The organism is Actinoplanes auranticolor (genome assembly GCF_018332655.1).
Classification (GTDB): domain Bacteria; phylum Actinomycetota; class Actinomycetes; order Mycobacteriales; family Micromonosporaceae; genus Actinoplanes; species Actinoplanes auranticolor.
In genome coordinates, this window is record NZ_BOQL01000043.1 from 22,287 (window position 1) to 36,876 (window position 14,590).

Annotated in this window: 17 protein-coding genes; 11 read left to right on the forward strand and 6 right to left on the reverse strand. The window is 71.2% G+C overall.

Features of this window, described 5'->3' with window-relative positions:
* Positions 1-30: 30 nt before the first annotated feature.
* Positions 31-705, reverse strand: coding sequence for a FadR/GntR family transcriptional regulator (locus tag Aau02nite_RS26695; RefSeq protein ID WP_212991325.1), 675 nt, complete (start codon positions 703-705; stop codon positions 31-33).
* A gap of 22 nt (positions 706-727) precedes the next feature.
* Here Aau02nite_RS26695 and Aau02nite_RS26700 point away from each other — a divergent pair, with 22 nt between their 5' ends.
* The 3 genes from Aau02nite_RS26700 to thpR all read left to right on the forward strand — a co-directional run bounded on the left by Aau02nite_RS26700 (position 728) and on the right by thpR (position 2,984).
* Entirely contained in the window at positions 728-1,945 is a 1,218-nt protein-coding gene (locus Aau02nite_RS26700; protein WP_212991326.1) for a CynX/NimT family MFS transporter, read from the forward strand.
* 84 nt (positions 1,946-2,029) lie between these two features.
* Positions 2,030-2,485 carry a hypothetical protein gene (locus Aau02nite_RS26705; protein WP_246595452.1) on the forward strand — a complete coding sequence of 152 codons (456 nt, stop codon included), beginning with the start codon at positions 2,030-2,032 and terminating at the stop codon, positions 2,483-2,485.
* A 16-nt stretch (positions 2,486-2,501) separates the two neighbouring features.
* Positions 2,502-2,984 carry an RNA 2',3'-cyclic phosphodiesterase gene (thpR, locus tag Aau02nite_RS26710; protein ID WP_212991327.1) on the forward strand — a complete coding sequence of 161 codons (483 nt, stop codon included), beginning with the start codon at positions 2,502-2,504 and terminating at the stop codon, positions 2,982-2,984.
* Here thpR and sepH read toward each other — a convergent pair whose 3' ends face one another.
* Positions 2,985-4,067 (reverse strand): septation protein SepH, encoded by a 1,083-nt coding sequence (gene sepH / locus Aau02nite_RS26715; protein WP_212991328.1) that lies wholly within the window; start codon positions 4,065-4,067, stop codon positions 2,985-2,987.
* A 209-nt stretch (positions 4,068-4,276) separates the two neighbouring features.
* Between sepH and Aau02nite_RS26720 the strand changes: the two genes are divergently transcribed.
* Positions 4,277-4,438, forward strand: a complete 162-nt coding sequence (locus Aau02nite_RS26720; protein WP_212991329.1) for a hypothetical protein — start codon at positions 4,277-4,279, stop codon at positions 4,436-4,438.
* On the opposite strand, the gene Aau02nite_RS26725 is transcribed toward Aau02nite_RS26720, so the two are convergent.
* The 3 genes from Aau02nite_RS26725 to Aau02nite_RS26735 form a co-directional block, all read right to left on the reverse strand.
* Complete coding sequence (locus tag Aau02nite_RS26725) at positions 4,435-5,616, reverse strand: pyridoxal phosphate-dependent aminotransferase (RefSeq protein ID WP_246595453.1); 1,182 nt, start codon at positions 5,614-5,616, stop codon at positions 4,435-4,437. The two genes, Aau02nite_RS26720 and Aau02nite_RS26725, sit on opposite strands and share 4 nt — an antisense overlap.
* A gap of 139 nt (positions 5,617-5,755) precedes the next feature.
* Positions 5,756-6,877, reverse strand: coding sequence for a phosphoserine transaminase (serC, locus tag Aau02nite_RS26730; protein ID WP_212991331.1), 1,122 nt, complete (start codon positions 6,875-6,877; stop codon positions 5,756-5,758).
* 30 nt (positions 6,878-6,907) lie between these two features.
* Positions 6,908-8,014, reverse strand: coding sequence for a citrate synthase 2 (locus Aau02nite_RS26735; protein WP_212991332.1), 1,107 nt, complete (start codon positions 8,012-8,014; stop codon positions 6,908-6,910).
* Between the two features lie 204 nt (positions 8,015-8,218).
* Between Aau02nite_RS26735 and pdxH the strand changes: the two genes are divergently transcribed.
* From pdxH to Aau02nite_RS26770, 7 genes are all read left to right on the forward strand, one after another.
* The gene (gene pdxH, locus Aau02nite_RS26740; protein ID WP_212991435.1) at positions 8,219-8,845 is read left to right on the forward strand and encodes a pyridoxamine 5'-phosphate oxidase; all 627 of its coding nucleotides are present in this window, start codon (positions 8,219-8,221) and stop codon (positions 8,843-8,845) included.
* Entirely contained in the window at positions 8,842-10,164 is a 1,323-nt protein-coding gene (locus Aau02nite_RS26745) for an MFS transporter (protein ID WP_212991333.1), read from the forward strand. The genes pdxH and Aau02nite_RS26745 overlap by 4 nt, the downstream gene beginning before the upstream one ends.
* Positions 10,165-10,174: 10 nt before the next feature.
* A complete protein-coding gene (locus tag Aau02nite_RS26750) occupies positions 10,175-11,104 on the forward strand; it encodes an aldose 1-epimerase family protein (protein WP_212991334.1) in 930 nt (309 codons plus the stop codon).
* A gap of 2 nt (positions 11,105-11,106) precedes the next feature.
* Positions 11,107-11,757: a nitroreductase family protein gene (locus Aau02nite_RS26755; protein ID WP_212991335.1), complete on the forward strand. Its 651-nt coding sequence runs from the start codon at positions 11,107-11,109 to the stop codon at positions 11,755-11,757.
* 123 nt (positions 11,758-11,880) lie between these two features.
* Positions 11,881-12,177, forward strand: a complete 297-nt coding sequence (locus tag Aau02nite_RS26760; RefSeq protein ID WP_125807223.1) for a type II toxin-antitoxin system VapB family antitoxin — start codon at positions 11,881-11,883, stop codon at positions 12,175-12,177.
* 19 nt (positions 12,178-12,196) lie between these two features.
* Positions 12,197-13,369, forward strand: a complete 1,173-nt coding sequence (locus Aau02nite_RS26765) for an acyl-CoA dehydrogenase family protein (RefSeq protein ID WP_212991336.1) — start codon at positions 12,197-12,199, stop codon at positions 13,367-13,369.
* A gap of 61 nt (positions 13,370-13,430) precedes the next feature.
* A complete protein-coding gene (locus Aau02nite_RS26770) occupies positions 13,431-14,207 on the forward strand; it encodes a DUF4230 domain-containing protein (protein WP_212991337.1) in 777 nt (258 codons plus the stop codon).
* Positions 14,208-14,264: 57 nt separating this feature from the next.
* On the opposite strand, the gene Aau02nite_RS26775 is transcribed toward Aau02nite_RS26770, so the two are convergent.
* Positions 14,265-14,447 (reverse strand): PspC domain-containing protein, encoded by a 183-nt coding sequence (locus Aau02nite_RS26775; protein ID WP_212991338.1) that lies wholly within the window; start codon positions 14,445-14,447, stop codon positions 14,265-14,267.
* Positions 14,448-14,590 lie beyond the last annotated feature (143 nt).

Consider the following 14,590-nt stretch of genomic DNA (forward strand, 5'->3'; position numbering starts at 1 on the left):
TCGAGCCTGCCGCGCGGCTGCCGGGTGGGATCAGCGGACGGCTTCGCAGCTTGCGGTGTGGGCGGCCGCCTCGGCGGTGGCCTGCGCGGGATCCTCGGCGCGGATCGCGGCCAGCAGGCGGGTGTGGTCCATGTACTCCTCCGGGCTCAGCCGGGCGCCGAAGTGGTCCCGGAGGGAGTCGCGGATGACCTGGCCCAGGTCGGCGTACAGCTCCATCAGCACCTCGTTGTGCGAGGCCGCGACCACCGCCTGGTGGAAGGCCGTGTCGGCGTCGACGAAGGCGTCGCGGTCACCGGACGCCCAGGCCCGCTCGCGCTGGGCCAGCAGGTCGTCGAGCCGGCGCAGGTCCTCGGCGGTGCGGCGCCGGGCCGCGAAGCCGGCCGCCGCGGCCTCCAGCGTGCCGCGCAGCTCGGTCACGTGCGCCGGGTCCGCGCCCGCGAAGCGGCGTTGCATGACGCCGGCCAGCTCACTGGTGGCGATCACCCAGGTGCCCGAGCCCTGCCGGATGTCGAGCAGGCCGTTGTGGGCCAGCGCCCGGACCGCCTCGCGGACGGTGTTGCGGGCGACCCCGAGCTGGGCGACCAGCTCCGGTTCGGTCGGGATGCGCGAGCCGACCGGCCAGGCGCCGGAGGTGATCTGCATCCGGAGCCGGGCGATCACCTGGTCGGAGAGAGATGTGCCCCGCGACACTGGATCCAGATTCATCCCATGATTCTATGATAGGGCCATGACGACCACCAGCGCCGAGCCGCGTACCGCGGTGAAGATCCGTCCGCTCGCGGTGGTCGGGCTGGTGCTGGTCGCCATCAACTTGCGGCCGGCCGTCACCAGCCTGGGGCCGGTGCTGGCAGAGGTGCGGGCGAGTCTCGGCATGAGCGCTGCCGTTGCCGGCCTGCTCACGTCGGTGCCGGCGGTCTGTTTCGCCGTGGTCGGGTCGACCGCGCCGTTGCTGGCCCGGCGGTGGGGGACCGGCGGGGTGATCGCCCTCGGCACCACCGCGCTCGCGCTCGGCCTCGCGGTGCGACCGTTCGCCGGGGGCACCGGCTCGTTCCTCGCGCTGACCGCGTTGGCGCTGGCCGGCATCGCCCTGGCCAACGTCCTGCTCCCGGTGGTGGTCAAGCAGCGGTTCCCGGACCGGGTGGGCGCGATGACCGGGCTGTACTCGGTCGCCCTGAACCTGGGCGCATCCACCGCGGCGGCGGTCACTGTGCCGCTGACCGCCGGGGTCTTCGGCGGGGACTGGCGGCTCGGGCTGGGCGTGTGGGCCGTGATCGCGGCTGCGGCCCTGCCGGCCTGGATCCTGCTCGCCCGTGACCGCACACCGTCCCGGACCGCGCCGAGCCGGATCGCACCGGTTGCAGAGGGCGGGGCGGTGCTGCAGTTGCGGCGGGAGCCGATCGCCTGGGCGCTGGCCGTCTACTTCGGGCTGCAGTCGACCGCCGCGTACGTGATCATGGGCTGGTTGCCGCAGATCTTCCGGGACGCCGGGCTCTCCGCGCGTACCGCTGGTCTGCTCTTCGCCGTCACCGCCCTGCTCGGCGTACCGCTGTCTTTTGCTCTTTCCGCCCTCGCCGGCCGGCTGCCCCGGCAGAGTGGTGTCGCGGTCCTGATCGGGCTCTTCGGCGTCGCCGGTTACGTCGGCCTGTGGGCGGATCCGGCTGCCGCCCCCTGGCTGTGGGTCGTGCTGCTGGGCGTGGCCAACTGCTCGTTCCCTCTGGTCCTGACCATGATCGCGCTGCGTGGCCGGGATGCCGCCACGGTTTCCCGGCTGTCCGCGTTCGCGCAGAGCACCGGTTATCTGCTGTCGGTTCCCGGGCCCATCGTGGTCGGTGTGCTCTACGACCACACCGGAAGCTGGCGGATTCCGCTGGCGCTGCTGGCGTTGCTGATGGTGCCGCAGATGGTCGCCGGGGTGCTGGCCGGCCGGGACCGGCAGATCGGCTGAGGACAAACCTGTGGATATGTATGGCAGACCGGGTCATCCGAACGGCCCTAACTGTTTGCTCAGGACAGGCCTTAGCGTCAGACGGTGGCAATCACGCACATGGCTGTGCTCGCGACGGCGCTGCTCGCGCTGCTGTGTCTGCCATGCGCCGTCGCGGTCGTCGTCTGCGCCGACGAGCTGGTCGCCCGCCGCCTCTTCAGCCGGGGAGGGCGGCAGGAAACTCATGCTCTGCGGTGCCTGGAGCGGGAGTTTTCCGCCGGAAACCTGGAGCTGCGGCCGCCCGACCACGAGCCGAGCCTCGAGGAACTGGTGGCCGAGCTGCGCCGGCTCGACCGGCAGCGGCGCAGCTCGCCGACCATCGACTCGGCCGCCTGGCTCACCGCCGTGCTGCGGGCCTACGACCATCGGCTCGCCATGGCCAGCCGGTCCCTCGGCCTGACCGAGCACCTCGCCCAGCTCGACGGGATGGATCGCGAGATCGAACGGGTCCGGGTGGAGGGTCTGCTGCACGCCGCGGGTCTGCGGCTGCGCGCCGCCTGACCGCTACAGTCGCTGCGTGCGGCTCTTCGTGGCGATCTATCCACCCGGGAACGTGTGCCGGGACCTGCGTCACCGCCTGACCGACGGCGGCAACCGCACCGTGCGCCTCACGCCGATCGACCGCTGGCACATCACTCTGGCGTTCCTCGGTGAGGTCGCGGCGGAACGGCTGCCCGAGATCGAGCGGGCGCTCGACGAGGTCACCGTGCCGCGGGGCGCCGAGTTGCGGCTGCGCGGCGGAGGACGCTTCGGCAAGGGCAGGTCCACCGTGCTGTGGGCCGGCGTCGAGGGGGACCTGGCGCCGCTGCACCGGGACGTCTCGGAACGGCTGGGGCTGGTGGAGCGGGAGTTCACGCCGCATCTCACGGTGGCGTACAGGGACGATCCAGTGGTCAGGCTGGCCCTCGACGGTTATGCCGGGCCGTCGTGGCCGCTGGGTGAGATCGCCCTCGTCCACAGCGTTCCGGGCGAGGGCTACACCACGCTGAAGAGCTGGTGATCAGGAGCTTTCGCGCGCCGCCGGGCCGCCGCCGAACAGGACGTCGTCCCAGCTCGGCAGGCGCTTGCGGGGCTTGGCGGTCTCCTCGGTATCGGTCGAGTCGCCGCCCTGGGACTGGCCCACCGTACGGCGGGGACGCAGGACCGCGAGGCTCGGCACCGCCGGGACCTCCTTGGGCAGGTCGGCGTCGTCGTCGAACGCGGAACCGGCGCCACCGCCCAGCAGCGCCGCCGCACCACCGGCGACCGGCCGGCGCGACTCCTGCGCGGCCGGCTCCAGGCCGCGGCCCGAGCCCTGACCACTGAGGGGACGGTCCAGCGAGGCCAGCAGGGCGTCACGACCGGCCCGGATCGGGTCACGGGTCGGCCGGGGCGCGTCAGCCGCGGGCAGGCCGCGGCCGCCGCGGGCGGGCTCGTTGATGCGCGACGGGCCCGGCAGGCCGTGGCCGCCACGCTCGTGCGGGGTGCGCTCCGGCACCGGCTCCTGGCCCAGGATCTGGGTCGGACGCTCGGCACACAGATATTGCGCCATGTCGTCGTGCGGAGCCACCACCTGGCGGCCCTTGTCGAGATCCCACATCGCCTGGGCGGTCGCCTTGCCCGACGGCCACGTGGCGACGATGCGCCAGGTGCCGTCCTCGCGGCGGAACGCGTCCCAGGAGATCTTCTCCGTGTCGATGCCGTGCTGGGCGAGCCGGCTGTCCACGACCTCGGCCAGCGGGGCACCGGAGTCGGAGGTCTTGAGGCGGGTGCGGCGCGCGTGCTGGGCCAGCATGGCCCGCTCCTGCAGCACCGGGCCCGCGTAACGCAGGACGCGGTCGACCGGGACACCGGCCACCCGGGCGACGTCCTCGGCGGACTCGCCGGAGCGGATCCGGGCCTGGATGTCACGGGGGGACAGGGACGCCATCACCTCGGCGTTCGCCACCGCCACGGCCGTGCCGACCGGGTGCGGCGTGCCGTCGGACTGCAGGGCACCGCTGATCCGGTCGTCGATCGGGAGAGCCAGGAGCCTGCCGACCTCGTCGGCGAGCACCAGGGCCTGACCATCTTCGGAGAGGGCTACGAAGCGTACCGGCCGCATGCGTTGCCTCCGTCCCGTGCTCGCCGCTGTCTGGCCTGTGCTCCCGAGAGTCAGCCACCCGGGCGCGTTTCGGAACACGGTACGCGCCCCGGTCACTCGATGGGGGTATGCCACGCCGTCAAAGTCATTGACCTGCAGAGATGATCTTCAACGATCTCCGGCGCTGATAAGGCGTTGCGGCCGGTGCGGGGCAGGCCTAAAAAGACGGCATGACCGTCGAGCTGCGCCCGATCACCGCGGAGAACTTCCAGGACGTCATCAAGCTGGAGGTACGCCCGGAGCAGTCGGCGTTCGTCGCGCCCAACGTCCGGGGTATCGCCGAGACCGGCGAAGTCGACGACGGCGAGCTCGTCATGGTCCGCTCCGTCTAGCCGTTCGCCGCGCGGCGTCCGGCGTACTCGGTGGTGCGGTGGGCCGGGTACTGGATCAGGTTGTCCGGCTCGTCCTCCACGGTGCTGGCCCAGCGGCGGGCGGGCTCCAGCGGATCCTCCTCGTACAGCGGCCGGGTGCGGAACTGCCGGCCGTAGTCGAGCATGCCGTCGATGAGCCGGTCCACGTCGCGGGTCGGGCGCACCACCAGGCGCATGAACTGGCTGGTCATGCCCAGCTTGTTGCCGCACTCGCGGGTGTAGACGCCGTGGTTGGCGACCAGATAGTCGCGCAGCGCCACGCCGGACCACTCGGTCGGGAGCTTGACCAGGATGAAGTTGCCCTGTGACGGGAAGACGGTCAGGCCCGGGATGCGGGCCAGCTCGCCACCCATCGTGCGGCGGTCGCGGCTGAGCAGGCGCAGGCTGTCCTCGTACTCGTCCTGGTGGTCCTCGATCATGTAGACGACCTTTTCGGCCAGCGAGTTCAGGTTCCACTTGGGCAGCACCTTGGCGATCTTGCCGGCGATCGCCGGGTTGGCCATCAGGTAGCCGAAGCGGATGCCGTGCAGGCCGAAGTTCTTGCCGAGGCTCTTGAGCACGACGGTGTTCGGCCGGATCACCGCGTCCGGGCCGACCGAGGGGTACTGCTCGGCGTCGGAGAAGTCGATGAACGACTCGTCGATGACCACCAGGTCGAGGTCGCCGAGCGCGTCCATGAAGCGGATGACGTCACGGCGGGCCAGGTAGCAGCCGTCCGGGTTGTTGACGTTGCAGACGACCGCGACCCGGGAACCGCGGTCGCGGATGAACCGTACGTAGTCCTCCAGGTTGAGCCGGAAGCCGTCGCGTTCCTGCAGCGGGAACATGTCGACCCTCTTGCCGGTCTCCAGGGGCTGGTCGGTCCACCGGCCGAACGTCGGGATCGGGATCGCGACGCTCTCCTTGATCAGGAGGTGGTCGATCCAGGTGATCAGCTCGGTGGACCCGTTCGCCATGGCCACGGTCTGCGGGTGCAGACCCAGCACGCTGGCCAGCTTGTTGGTGATGCTGGCCGCGTCGCTGGGGTAGTACTTCAGGATGTTCTTCAGGTCGCGGGACAGCTCGTCGAACATCTCCGGGGTGGGGAAGTACGGGTTGCACGGGATGCAGAAGTCCACGATCTCGGCGCCGTCGTTCATGCTGCGAGAGAGATCGAAATAAGAGGCGCTGTGTGCACCCTTGTGCAGGATCGAGGTATCGATACCCGTCCGTGCCATCGTGCCCTCCCGAGTCCGGCGACATTGCCGCCCGTCAGTACGGGGGATGCCGCGGGATCGTTCAGGACTTATGGATGACGTAATCGATGCAGCGGGTCAGCGCCTCGACGTCCGCCGGGTCCACCGTCGGGTACAGCGCGATGCGCAGCTGGTTGCGGCCCAGCTTGCGGTACGGCTCGGTGTCCACGATGCCGTTGGCCCGGAGCACCTTGGCGAGCTGCGCCGCGTCCACACTGTCGGCGAAGTCGATCGTGGCGACCGCGTGGGACCGCAGCGCCGGGTCGGTGACGAACGGGCTCGCCACCTCCGAGCGGTCCGCCCAGCCGTAGATCGCCGCCGCGCTCTCGGCGCTGCGCTTGGCCGCCCAGCCGAGGCCACCCTGCGCGTTCATCCAGTCGACCTGCTCGGCCGCCAGGAAGACCGTGGCCAGGGCCGGGGTGTTGTAGGTCTGCTCCAGCCGGGACTGCTCGACGGCCGTGACCAGATCCAGGAACTGCGGGATGTAGCGGCCCGACTCCTTGATCTCGTGGGCCCGGGCGATCGCCGCCGGTGACATCAGGGCGATCCACAGGCCGCCGTCCGAACCGAACGCCTTCTGCGGGGCCAGGTAATACACGTCCGTCTGGGTCAGATCGACGTCGATGCTGCCGCCGCCCGAGGTGGCGTCGGTCAGGACCAGCGCACCGGGGTCGGCGCCGGCCACCCGCTGCACCGGCACGGCGACACCGGTGGAGGTCTCGTTCTGCACGCTGGCGTAGGTGTCCACCCCGGCCTCGGCGGTCAGGTAGGCCGCGCTGCCGGCGGGTGCCTTGTGCACGGTCGGCTCGGCCAGGAACGGCGCGTCACGGACCGCCTTGGCGAACTTGGCACCGAACTCACCGAACTCGGCGAACTGCGCCTTGTCGCGGATCAGTCCGAACGCCGCCGTCTCCCAGAACGCGCTGGTGCCACCGTTGGAGATGATCACCTCGTAGCCGTCCGGGGCGGAGAAGAACTGGGCGATGCCGGCCCGCAGCCGGGCCACCTGGTCCTTGACCGTGCGCTGCCGGTGCGACGTGCCCATGAAGGTCGTGGCCACCCGGGACAGCGCAGCGACGCCCTCCGGACGGACCTTGCTCGGCCCGGAGCCGAACCGCCCGTCGACGGGCTTGAGGTCGTCGGGAATCCGGATCGGGTCAGCCACGGGGGGTCCTTCCAGAGGGTCAGTCAGCCGTTACAGATTATGCGGCACCGCGTCCCAGCCCTCGACGTCCTGGGGCTTGCGCGGCTCCGGTCCCACGTAGAGGGCGCTCGGGCGTACGATGCGGCCCAGCCTCTTCTGCTCGAGGATGTGGGCACTCCAGCCCGCCACCCGGGCGCAGGTGAACATCGAGGTGAACATGTGCGAGGGCACCTCGGCGAAGTCGAGCACGACCGCCGACCAGAACTCGACGTTGGTGGCCAGCACCCGGTCGGGCTTGCGGGCGTGCAGCTCGGCCAGGGCCGCCTTCTCCAGCGCCTCGGCGACCTCGAAGCGGGGGGCGCCCAGCTCCTTGGCCGTGCGCCGCAGCACGCGGGCCCGCGGATCCTCGGCGCGGTAGACGCGGTGACCGAAGCCCATCAGCCGCTCGCCGCGGTCGAGCACGCCCTTGACGTAACCCTCCGCGTCGCCGCTGCGCTCGACGGCCTCGATCATGTGCAGCACCCGCGACGGGGCGCCGCCGTGCAGCGGGCCGGAGAGCGCGCCGATGCCGGAGGAGATGCAGGCCGCGGCGTCCGCGCCGGTGGAGGCGACGATCCGGGCGGTGAAGGTCGAGGCGTTCAGGCCGTGCTCGGCCGCCGAGATGAAATACGCGTCGACCGCCTTGACGTGCCGGGGGTCGGGCTCGCCGCGCCAGCGCTTCATGAACCGCTCGACGATGGTCTGCGCCTTGTCGATGTCCTTCTGCGGCACGGCCGGCAGGCCCAGCCCACGGGCGGCCTGCGCGACGAACGACAGCGCGGTCACCGAGACCCGGGCCAGGTCGGTGCGGACCTGCTCGTCGTCGATGTCCAGCAGCTGGCCGAGCCCCCAGTACGGCGCGAGCATGGCCACGGCGGACTGCACGTCGACGCGGATGTCGCCGGAGTGCACCGGGACCGGGAACGGCTCGGCCGGCGGCAGCCCGGGACCGAAGCGCCCGTCGACCAGCAGGGCCCAGACGTTGCCGAACGAGACGTGACCGATGAGATCCTCGATGTCGACGCCCCGGTAACGCAGCGCGCCGCCCGCCTTGTCCGGCTCGGCGATCTCCGTCTCGAAGGCGACCACGCCTTCCAGGCCTGGCTTGAAATCGGACACGATGCGCCTCCTGGGGTCCCGGCCGGACAAAGCCGTGGGTGCTTCATCTTGCCCGCTGGCCGACCGGTGGTCGACCCGCGGAAATGTGCTGTCGGCGACACCTATCCTCGCCGAGGGGACGGTCCCCCGTCCGGGACTTAGGTTCGATTGGTCGATCTCGGATAAGGAGAGCGTGTGACCCCGGAATCCTTGTCGCCCGCCGGCATGCGGCGCGACTACGCCGAGCGGGGCGCGCTGCTCGAATCCGACCTGGCCGCGGACTGGACCAGCCAGTTCGCCCGCTGGTTCGCCGAGGCGGGCGCGGCCGGCCTGCCCGAGCCCAACGCCATGATCGTGGCCACGGCCGACCCGGCGGCCCGGCCCAGCGCCCGGACGGTCCTGCTCAAGGGCTTCGACGAGCGCGGTTTCGTCTTCTTCACCAACTACACCTCGCGCAAGGGCACGGAGGCGCTGGCCAACCCGGCGGCGAGCCTGGTCTTCCCGTGGTTCGCGATGCACCGGCAGGTGCTGGTGGCCGGGGCGGTCGAGCAGGTGGACCGGGCCGAGACCGAGGAGTACTTCGCGACCCGTCCCCGCGGCTCGCAGCTCGGCGCGTGGGCCAGCCCGCAGAGTCAGGTGCTGCCCGACCGGGCCGCGGTGGAGGCCGGGCTGGCCGCCGCCGCCGAGCGCTTCGGCACCGAGGGCCCGGTGCCGCCGCCACCGCACTGGGGCGGGCTACGGGTGATCCCCGAGACCGTCGAGTTCTGGCAGGGCCGCAGCAACCGGCTGCATGACAGGCTGCGCTTCCGCCGTACGGCGGCGGGGTGGGTCGTCGAGCGGCTGGCTCCGTGAGCCAGGATCCGGTCGAGGCGGCGGGCCAGGTCACCGGGGAAGCGGTCCAGGAGCACCGCAGGAGCTGGGTCATCGACGTCCGGCCGCTGCGCGGGACCGCGTACCGGCGGATGTGGGTCGGCAACGGCGTCGCTTACTTCGGCTTCCAGTTCACCGCGGTGGCCGTACCGGTGGAGATGTTCTCGATCACCCGCTCGTCGGCCTGGGTGGGCCTGCTGGGGATCGCCGCGCTGGTCCCGCTGCTGGTCTTCGGGCTGTGGGGTGGCGCCGCGGCCGACGTGGTGGACCGGCGCAAGCTGCTGCTGGCCAGTTCCACGCTGGCCTGGGTGGCCACGGCCGGCCTGCTGGCCCAGGCGCTGCTCGCCCTGCACAACCCCTGGGTGCTGCTCGCGCTGACGGCCGTGCAGTCGGCCGGCTTCGCGGTGAGCTCGCCGGCCCGGCAGGCGATCATCCCGCGGATCGTGCCGGCCGGCCTGGTGCCGGCCGCGAACACCCTGGCCTACACGACCACGACCGCCGGCGGCGTGCTCGGCCCGCTGGCCGCGGGCCTGATCTTCGGCGTCTGGTCCACCGACGCCGGCGTGACCATCGCGTACGCGGTCGACGCGCTGCTGTTCACCATCTCGTTCTGGGCCACCTACCGGCTGCCGCCCATCCCGCCGGTGCACGACGACGGCGTCACCGCCAAACCAACCGCCGGTCTGCGCGGCATCGCCGACGGCCTGCGCTTCCTGGTGTCCCAGCCGGTCCTGCTGCTCTCCTTCGCCGTGGACATCGTCGCGATGGTGCTGGCCATGCCGCGGGCGCTGTTCCCGGAGATCGCCGAGGACCGCTTCGGCGGTGGCTCGGCCGTGGGCTGGCTCTTCGCCGCCATCGCCATCGGCTCGGTGCTCGGCGGCCTGACCTCGGGCTGGATCGGGCGGATCAAGCGGCAGGGCGTCGCCCTGGTCCTCGCCGTCGTGGGCTGGGGGATCGCGGTCGGGCTGGCCGGCCTGGCGCACTCGCTCTGGCTCATGGTGCTGCTGCTGGCCGTCGGGGGCGCGGCCGACCTGGTCAGTGCGGTCTACCGGCAGTCGATCCTGCAGACGTTCGCCCCTGACCGGCTGCGGGGCCGGCTGCAGGGCGTCTTCACCGTGGTGGTGGCCGGTGGTCCCCGGCTGGGCGATCTGCGGGCCGGCGCCACCGCCGACGTGGCCGGGCCGACCGCGTCCTGGGCGGGTGGCGGATTCGCCGCCGCGGGGCTGGCCGTCGTGCTGGCGCTGTCGTTCCCCGCCCTGCTTCGCTACCGTCCCCCCGCCCCCGCCGAGGACAACCGATAATGTCAGCGGCATGACTGACGTCGTGGCGGCGAAATCTGGATTGCAGTGGGCCATCGAGGCCGATGGCCACCGAGCCGTGATCGTGGAGGTCGGTGGCGTGCTGCGCCATTACTCCGCGGGCGGGCGGGAGGTCCTGGACGGCTTCGGCCCGGACGAGATCTCACCGGCATCGGCCGGGCAGATCCTGGCCCCCTGGCCCAACCGGATCCGCGACGGGCACTACACCTTCGAGGACACCGCCTACCAGCTGTCGCTGACCGAGCCGGATCGGCACAACGCCATCCACGGGCTGACCAACTGGTCCCGGTGGAAGCTCGCCGATCAGACGGGTGACTCGGTGACGGTGGAGTTCGACCTGCCGCCGCAGATCGGCTACCCGTGGGCGCTGACCCTGCGTACCCGGTGGAGCGTCTCGGCCGACGGGCTGCGCTCGGAGCAGGAGGTCGTCAACACCAGCGACCAGAACGCGCCCTGGGGCTTCTCCGTGCACCCGTACCTGCAGCTGCCCGGCGTCGCGGTCGACGACATCCTGCTGCACGTGCCCGGCCGCAGCCGGGTCCTGGCCGACGCCCGGCTGCTGCCGATCGGCGCGGTCAAGGTGGCCGGCACCGAGTACGACTACACCGAGCCCCGCCGGGTGGGGGCGGCCGTGCTGGACACCACCTGGGGCGATCTGGACCGGCGGCCGGACGGTGGTTCCGCGGTGACCATCGCCGCGCCCGACGGCTCGCAGTCCGTCACGGTCTGGGGCGACGAGAACTTCCACTGGTGGCAGGTCTTCACCGGGGACACGCTGACCGGTGAGCGGTTCCGCCGGTCGCTGGCGATCGAGCCGATGACCTGCCCGCCGGACGCGTTCCGCTCCGGCCGCGACCTGATCGTGCTGGCCCCGGAGCAGACCTGGCGGGCCAGCTGGGGTGTGCGGCCCTCGGCGGCCTGAGCATGGAGTTCGACGAGGTCCTGCGCCGGCGCCGGATGGTCCGCACGTACGACAAGGACCGCCCGGTGCCGCCGGAGATCGTCGACAAGCTGATCCGGCACGCGCTGCGGGCGCCGTCGGCCGGTTTCTCCCAGGGCTGGGGCTTCCTGGTGCTGAGCGAGCCGGCGGACCGTGAGCTCTACTGGTCGGTGACCGCGCCGCGCGGCGACACCCCGGCGGAGCAGGCCGCGGCCGGCTCCTGGCTCGACCGGATGCGCTCGGCGCCGCTGATCATTGTGGCGCTCTCCAACAAGTCGGTCTACCTGGAGCGTTACGCGCAGCCCGACAAGGGCTGGACCGATCGGGACGAGAACCGCTGGCCGGTGCCGTACTGGGACATCGACACCGGCTTCGCCGCCCTGCTCATCCACCTGACCGCGGTGAACGAGGAGCTGGGCTCGCTGTTCTTCGGGGTACCGGCCGACCGGGTCGGGGCATTCCGGGACGCATTCGGCGTTCCGGACGAGTTCGTGCCGGTGGGTGCGCTGACGATCGGCTATCCGGCACCCGACAAGAGGTCACCGTCACTACGCCGCGGGCACCGCCCGGTGGACGAGGTGGTGCATCATGGCCGATGGACCGCGATCGGTGGGCCGTCCGCGAGCGGAACCTGACAACCGGTGACGACGCCGGGACGCGGACCGGCCGCTAGGCTGGCGGCTCGCTAGGCTGGCAGGCGAAGCTGCCCACCGGGGCGGGCCGGACGTGCGCGAGGGACCGGAGGGGAGCGTGCCGTCGTGATCTTCAAAGCGGTACGGGACGGAGCGCCGTACCCCGACCATCACACGACACTCAAGAGATGGGCCGAGATCCCGCCCCGCCCGATCAGGCTGGCCGATCTCATCACCACCAAGCGTGAGCTGGCCCTGGACAAGCTGCTCGCCGAGGACTCGACGTTCTACGGCGACCTGTTCCCGCACGTGGTCGAGTGGCACGGCGGCCTCTATCTGGAGGACGGCCTGCACCGCGCGCTGCGAGCGGCGCTGCAGCAGCGCAACCAGATCCACGCGAGAGTGCTCGTCATCGACAACTAACACCGCTAGTTTATGGGGTATGGCCGTCGTCTCCCCGCTCGATCTGCTCGACCTGGACGCTCTGCTGACCGACGAGGAGCGCGACGTCCGCGCGCTCGCCCGCCGGGTCGTCGACGACCGGGTCCGTCCCTACGTCGCCGACTGGTACGAGCGCGGCGAGGTCCCCGTCCGCGATCTGTCCCTCGAATTCGGCAAGCTGGGCCTGCTCGGCATGCACCTGACCGGCTACGGCTGCGCCGGCGCGTCCGCCGTGGCGTACGGGCTGGCCTGCATGGAGCTGGAGGCCGCCGACTCGGGCGTGCGCTCGCTCGTCTCCGTGCAGGGCTCGCTGGCGATGTACGCCATCTGGAAGTACGGCAGCGAGGAGCAGAAACAGCGCTGGCTGCCGGGCATGGCCGCGGGTGAGCTGATCGGCTGCTTCGGGCTCACCGAGCCGGACCACGGCTCCGACCCGGCGAACATGGCGACCCGGGCCCGGCGCGACGGCGACGACTGGGTGCTGACCGGCGGCAAGATGTGGATCACGAACGCCCCGGTCGCCGACGTGGCCGTGATCTGGGCCCGCACCGACGAGGGAGTGGCCGGGTTCGCCGTGCCCACCTCGACCGCCGGCTTCACGGCCCGCGAGGTCAAGCTCAAGCTGTCGCTGCGCGCCTCGGCCACCGGCGAGATCACCCTCGACGACGTGCGGGTGCCCGAGTCGGCCCGGCTGCCCACCGCGCGTGGCCTCAAAGCCCCGCTGTCCTGCCTCACCGAGGCCCGGTTCGGCATCGTCTGGGGCGCGCTGGGTGCGGCCCGCGACTGCCTGGAGACCGCCATCGCGTACGCCGGCAGCCGCGAGCAGTTCGGCCGCCCGATCGCGGGTTTCCAGCTCACCCAGGCGAAGCTGGCCGACATGACCCTCGAGCTGCAGAAGGGCTATCTGCTGGCGCTGCACCTGGGCCGCCGGCACGACACGGTCGGGCTGCGTCCGGAGCAGGTCAGCGTGGGCAAGCTGAACAACGTCCGGGAAGCCATCAAGATCGCCCGGCAGTGCCGCACGATCCTCGGCGCCAACGGCATCAGCGGCGAGTATCCGGTGCTCCGGCACGCCAACAACCTCGAGAGTGTGCTCACGTACGAGGGAACCTCGGAGATCCACCAGCTGGTCATCGGGCAGAAATTGACGGGGCTGAGCGCGTTCGGCGGCTGACCGGGTGCGAGTGTCGTACCCGGTCCGTACCGTGGGTGGCAGAAGGAGGGGGTGAGCACCGATGGCCAGTTCGCGTGACGTCGACGATCCGACCCGGGAGTATCCCGAGGTCGACGACCAGGTAGCGACCCGCCCCGCACCATCCGAGCCGCAGGACCCGGTGGCGGCTCCGGCCGGGGATGCCCGGCCGGGTCTCGGCGGGTTCGCCCGCGTCGTCATCTTCACCGGCGTGGTCTTCGCGCTGATCGTGGCCATGTGCCTCGGCCTGCGCGCGATCAACGTCCTGCCCAGCTTCGACAACCCGTTCTCCGACAAGACCACCGACCGCAGCCAGCCGGTGCTGCTGCAGTCGATGCGTGACCTGAGCCGCTACGTCGCGGCCGACGGCACCTTCCAGGTCATCGTCGACCTGCAGGAGAACAAGGAGAACATCCCCGAGTTCCTGCTCAACAAGCGCACGCTCTTCGTGGGCTCGGGCACGGTCGAGGAGTACGTCGACTTCAGCACGCTCTCCGAGGGCGCGTTGAAGGTCAACAACGCCGACAAGTCGGTCCAGATCGAGCTGCCCGCCCCGCAGCAGGGTCAGGCCGCCCTCGACATGGAGCGCAGTTACGTCGTCGCGGAGGAGCGCGGGCTGCTCAACCGCATCGGCGGCGCGTTCAGCAACGACCCCAATCAGCAGCAGCGCGTCTATCAGCTCGCCCAGCAGCGGATCACCGAGGCGGCCCGGAGCAGCGGGCTGGATCAGCGGGCCCGGGACAACACCGAGAAGATGCTCTCCGGTCTGCTCACCAGCCTGGGCTACACCACGGTGACCGTCACCTTCGCGGCTCCCTGACCCAAAGAGGCGGCGCCCCTTCCCGGCTGAGGGAGGGGCGCCGCGTTTCGTCCGGGGTCACTCGTTCGGCAGCAGAACCCAGAGGATCAGATAGATCAGGAACTGCGGGCCGGGTAGCAGGCAGGACACGACGAAGATCAGCCGCATCACTGAAGAGGAGATGCCGAACCGACGGGCCAGCGCGGAACACACGCCGGCGATCCTTCGGTCGTCGCGGGGCCGGGCAAGTCGGCGGGTCACGTCACTCACTCCTCATCGGTGCTGGTCGCGGCCGGGCGCCGCAACCACGTTCAACGGTATGGACCAGCCGCCCCTCCGCCCTCGGTCCCGAGGTGGAGAAGGGCGCTCACATTCCCGTAAGGGCTACCCGTACCCAGTGCGGA

What these genes read in the sequence shown, in the direction of transcription:
- Aau02nite_RS26750 (WP_212991334.1), top strand. Translation starts at nt 10,175, where the DNA reads ATGACTGACGTCGTGGCGGCGAAATCTGGATTGCAGTGGGCCATCGAG.
- Aau02nite_RS26765 (WP_212991336.1), top strand. Translation starts at nt 12,197, where the DNA reads ATGGCCGTCGTCTCCCCGCTCGATCTGCTCGACCTGGACGCTCTGCTG.
- Aau02nite_RS26700 (WP_212991326.1), top strand. Translation starts at nt 728, where the DNA reads ATGACGACCACCAGCGCCGAGCCGCGTACCGCGGTGAAGATCCGTCCG.
- Aau02nite_RS26725 (WP_246595453.1), bottom strand. Translation starts at nt 5,616, where the DNA reads ATGAACGACGGCGCCGAGATCGTGGACTTCTGCATCCCGTGCAACCCG.
- Aau02nite_RS26770 (WP_212991337.1), top strand. Translation starts at nt 13,431, where the DNA reads ATGGCCAGTTCGCGTGACGTCGACGATCCGACCCGGGAGTATCCCGAG.
- pdxH (WP_212991435.1), top strand. Translation starts at nt 8,219, where the DNA reads ATGCGGCGCGACTACGCCGAGCGGGGCGCGCTGCTCGAATCCGACCTG.
- Aau02nite_RS26695 (WP_212991325.1), bottom strand. Translation starts at nt 705, where the DNA reads ATGAATCTGGATCCAGTGTCGCGGGGCACATCTCTCTCCGACCAGGTG.
- Aau02nite_RS26755 (WP_212991335.1), top strand. Translation starts at nt 11,107, where the DNA reads ATGGAGTTCGACGAGGTCCTGCGCCGGCGCCGGATGGTCCGCACGTAC.
- sepH (WP_212991328.1), bottom strand. Translation starts at nt 4,067, where the DNA reads ATGCGGCCGGTACGCTTCGTAGCCCTCTCCGAAGATGGTCAGGCCCTG.
- Aau02nite_RS26720 (WP_212991329.1), top strand. Translation starts at nt 4,277, where the DNA reads ATGACCGTCGAGCTGCGCCCGATCACCGCGGAGAACTTCCAGGACGTC.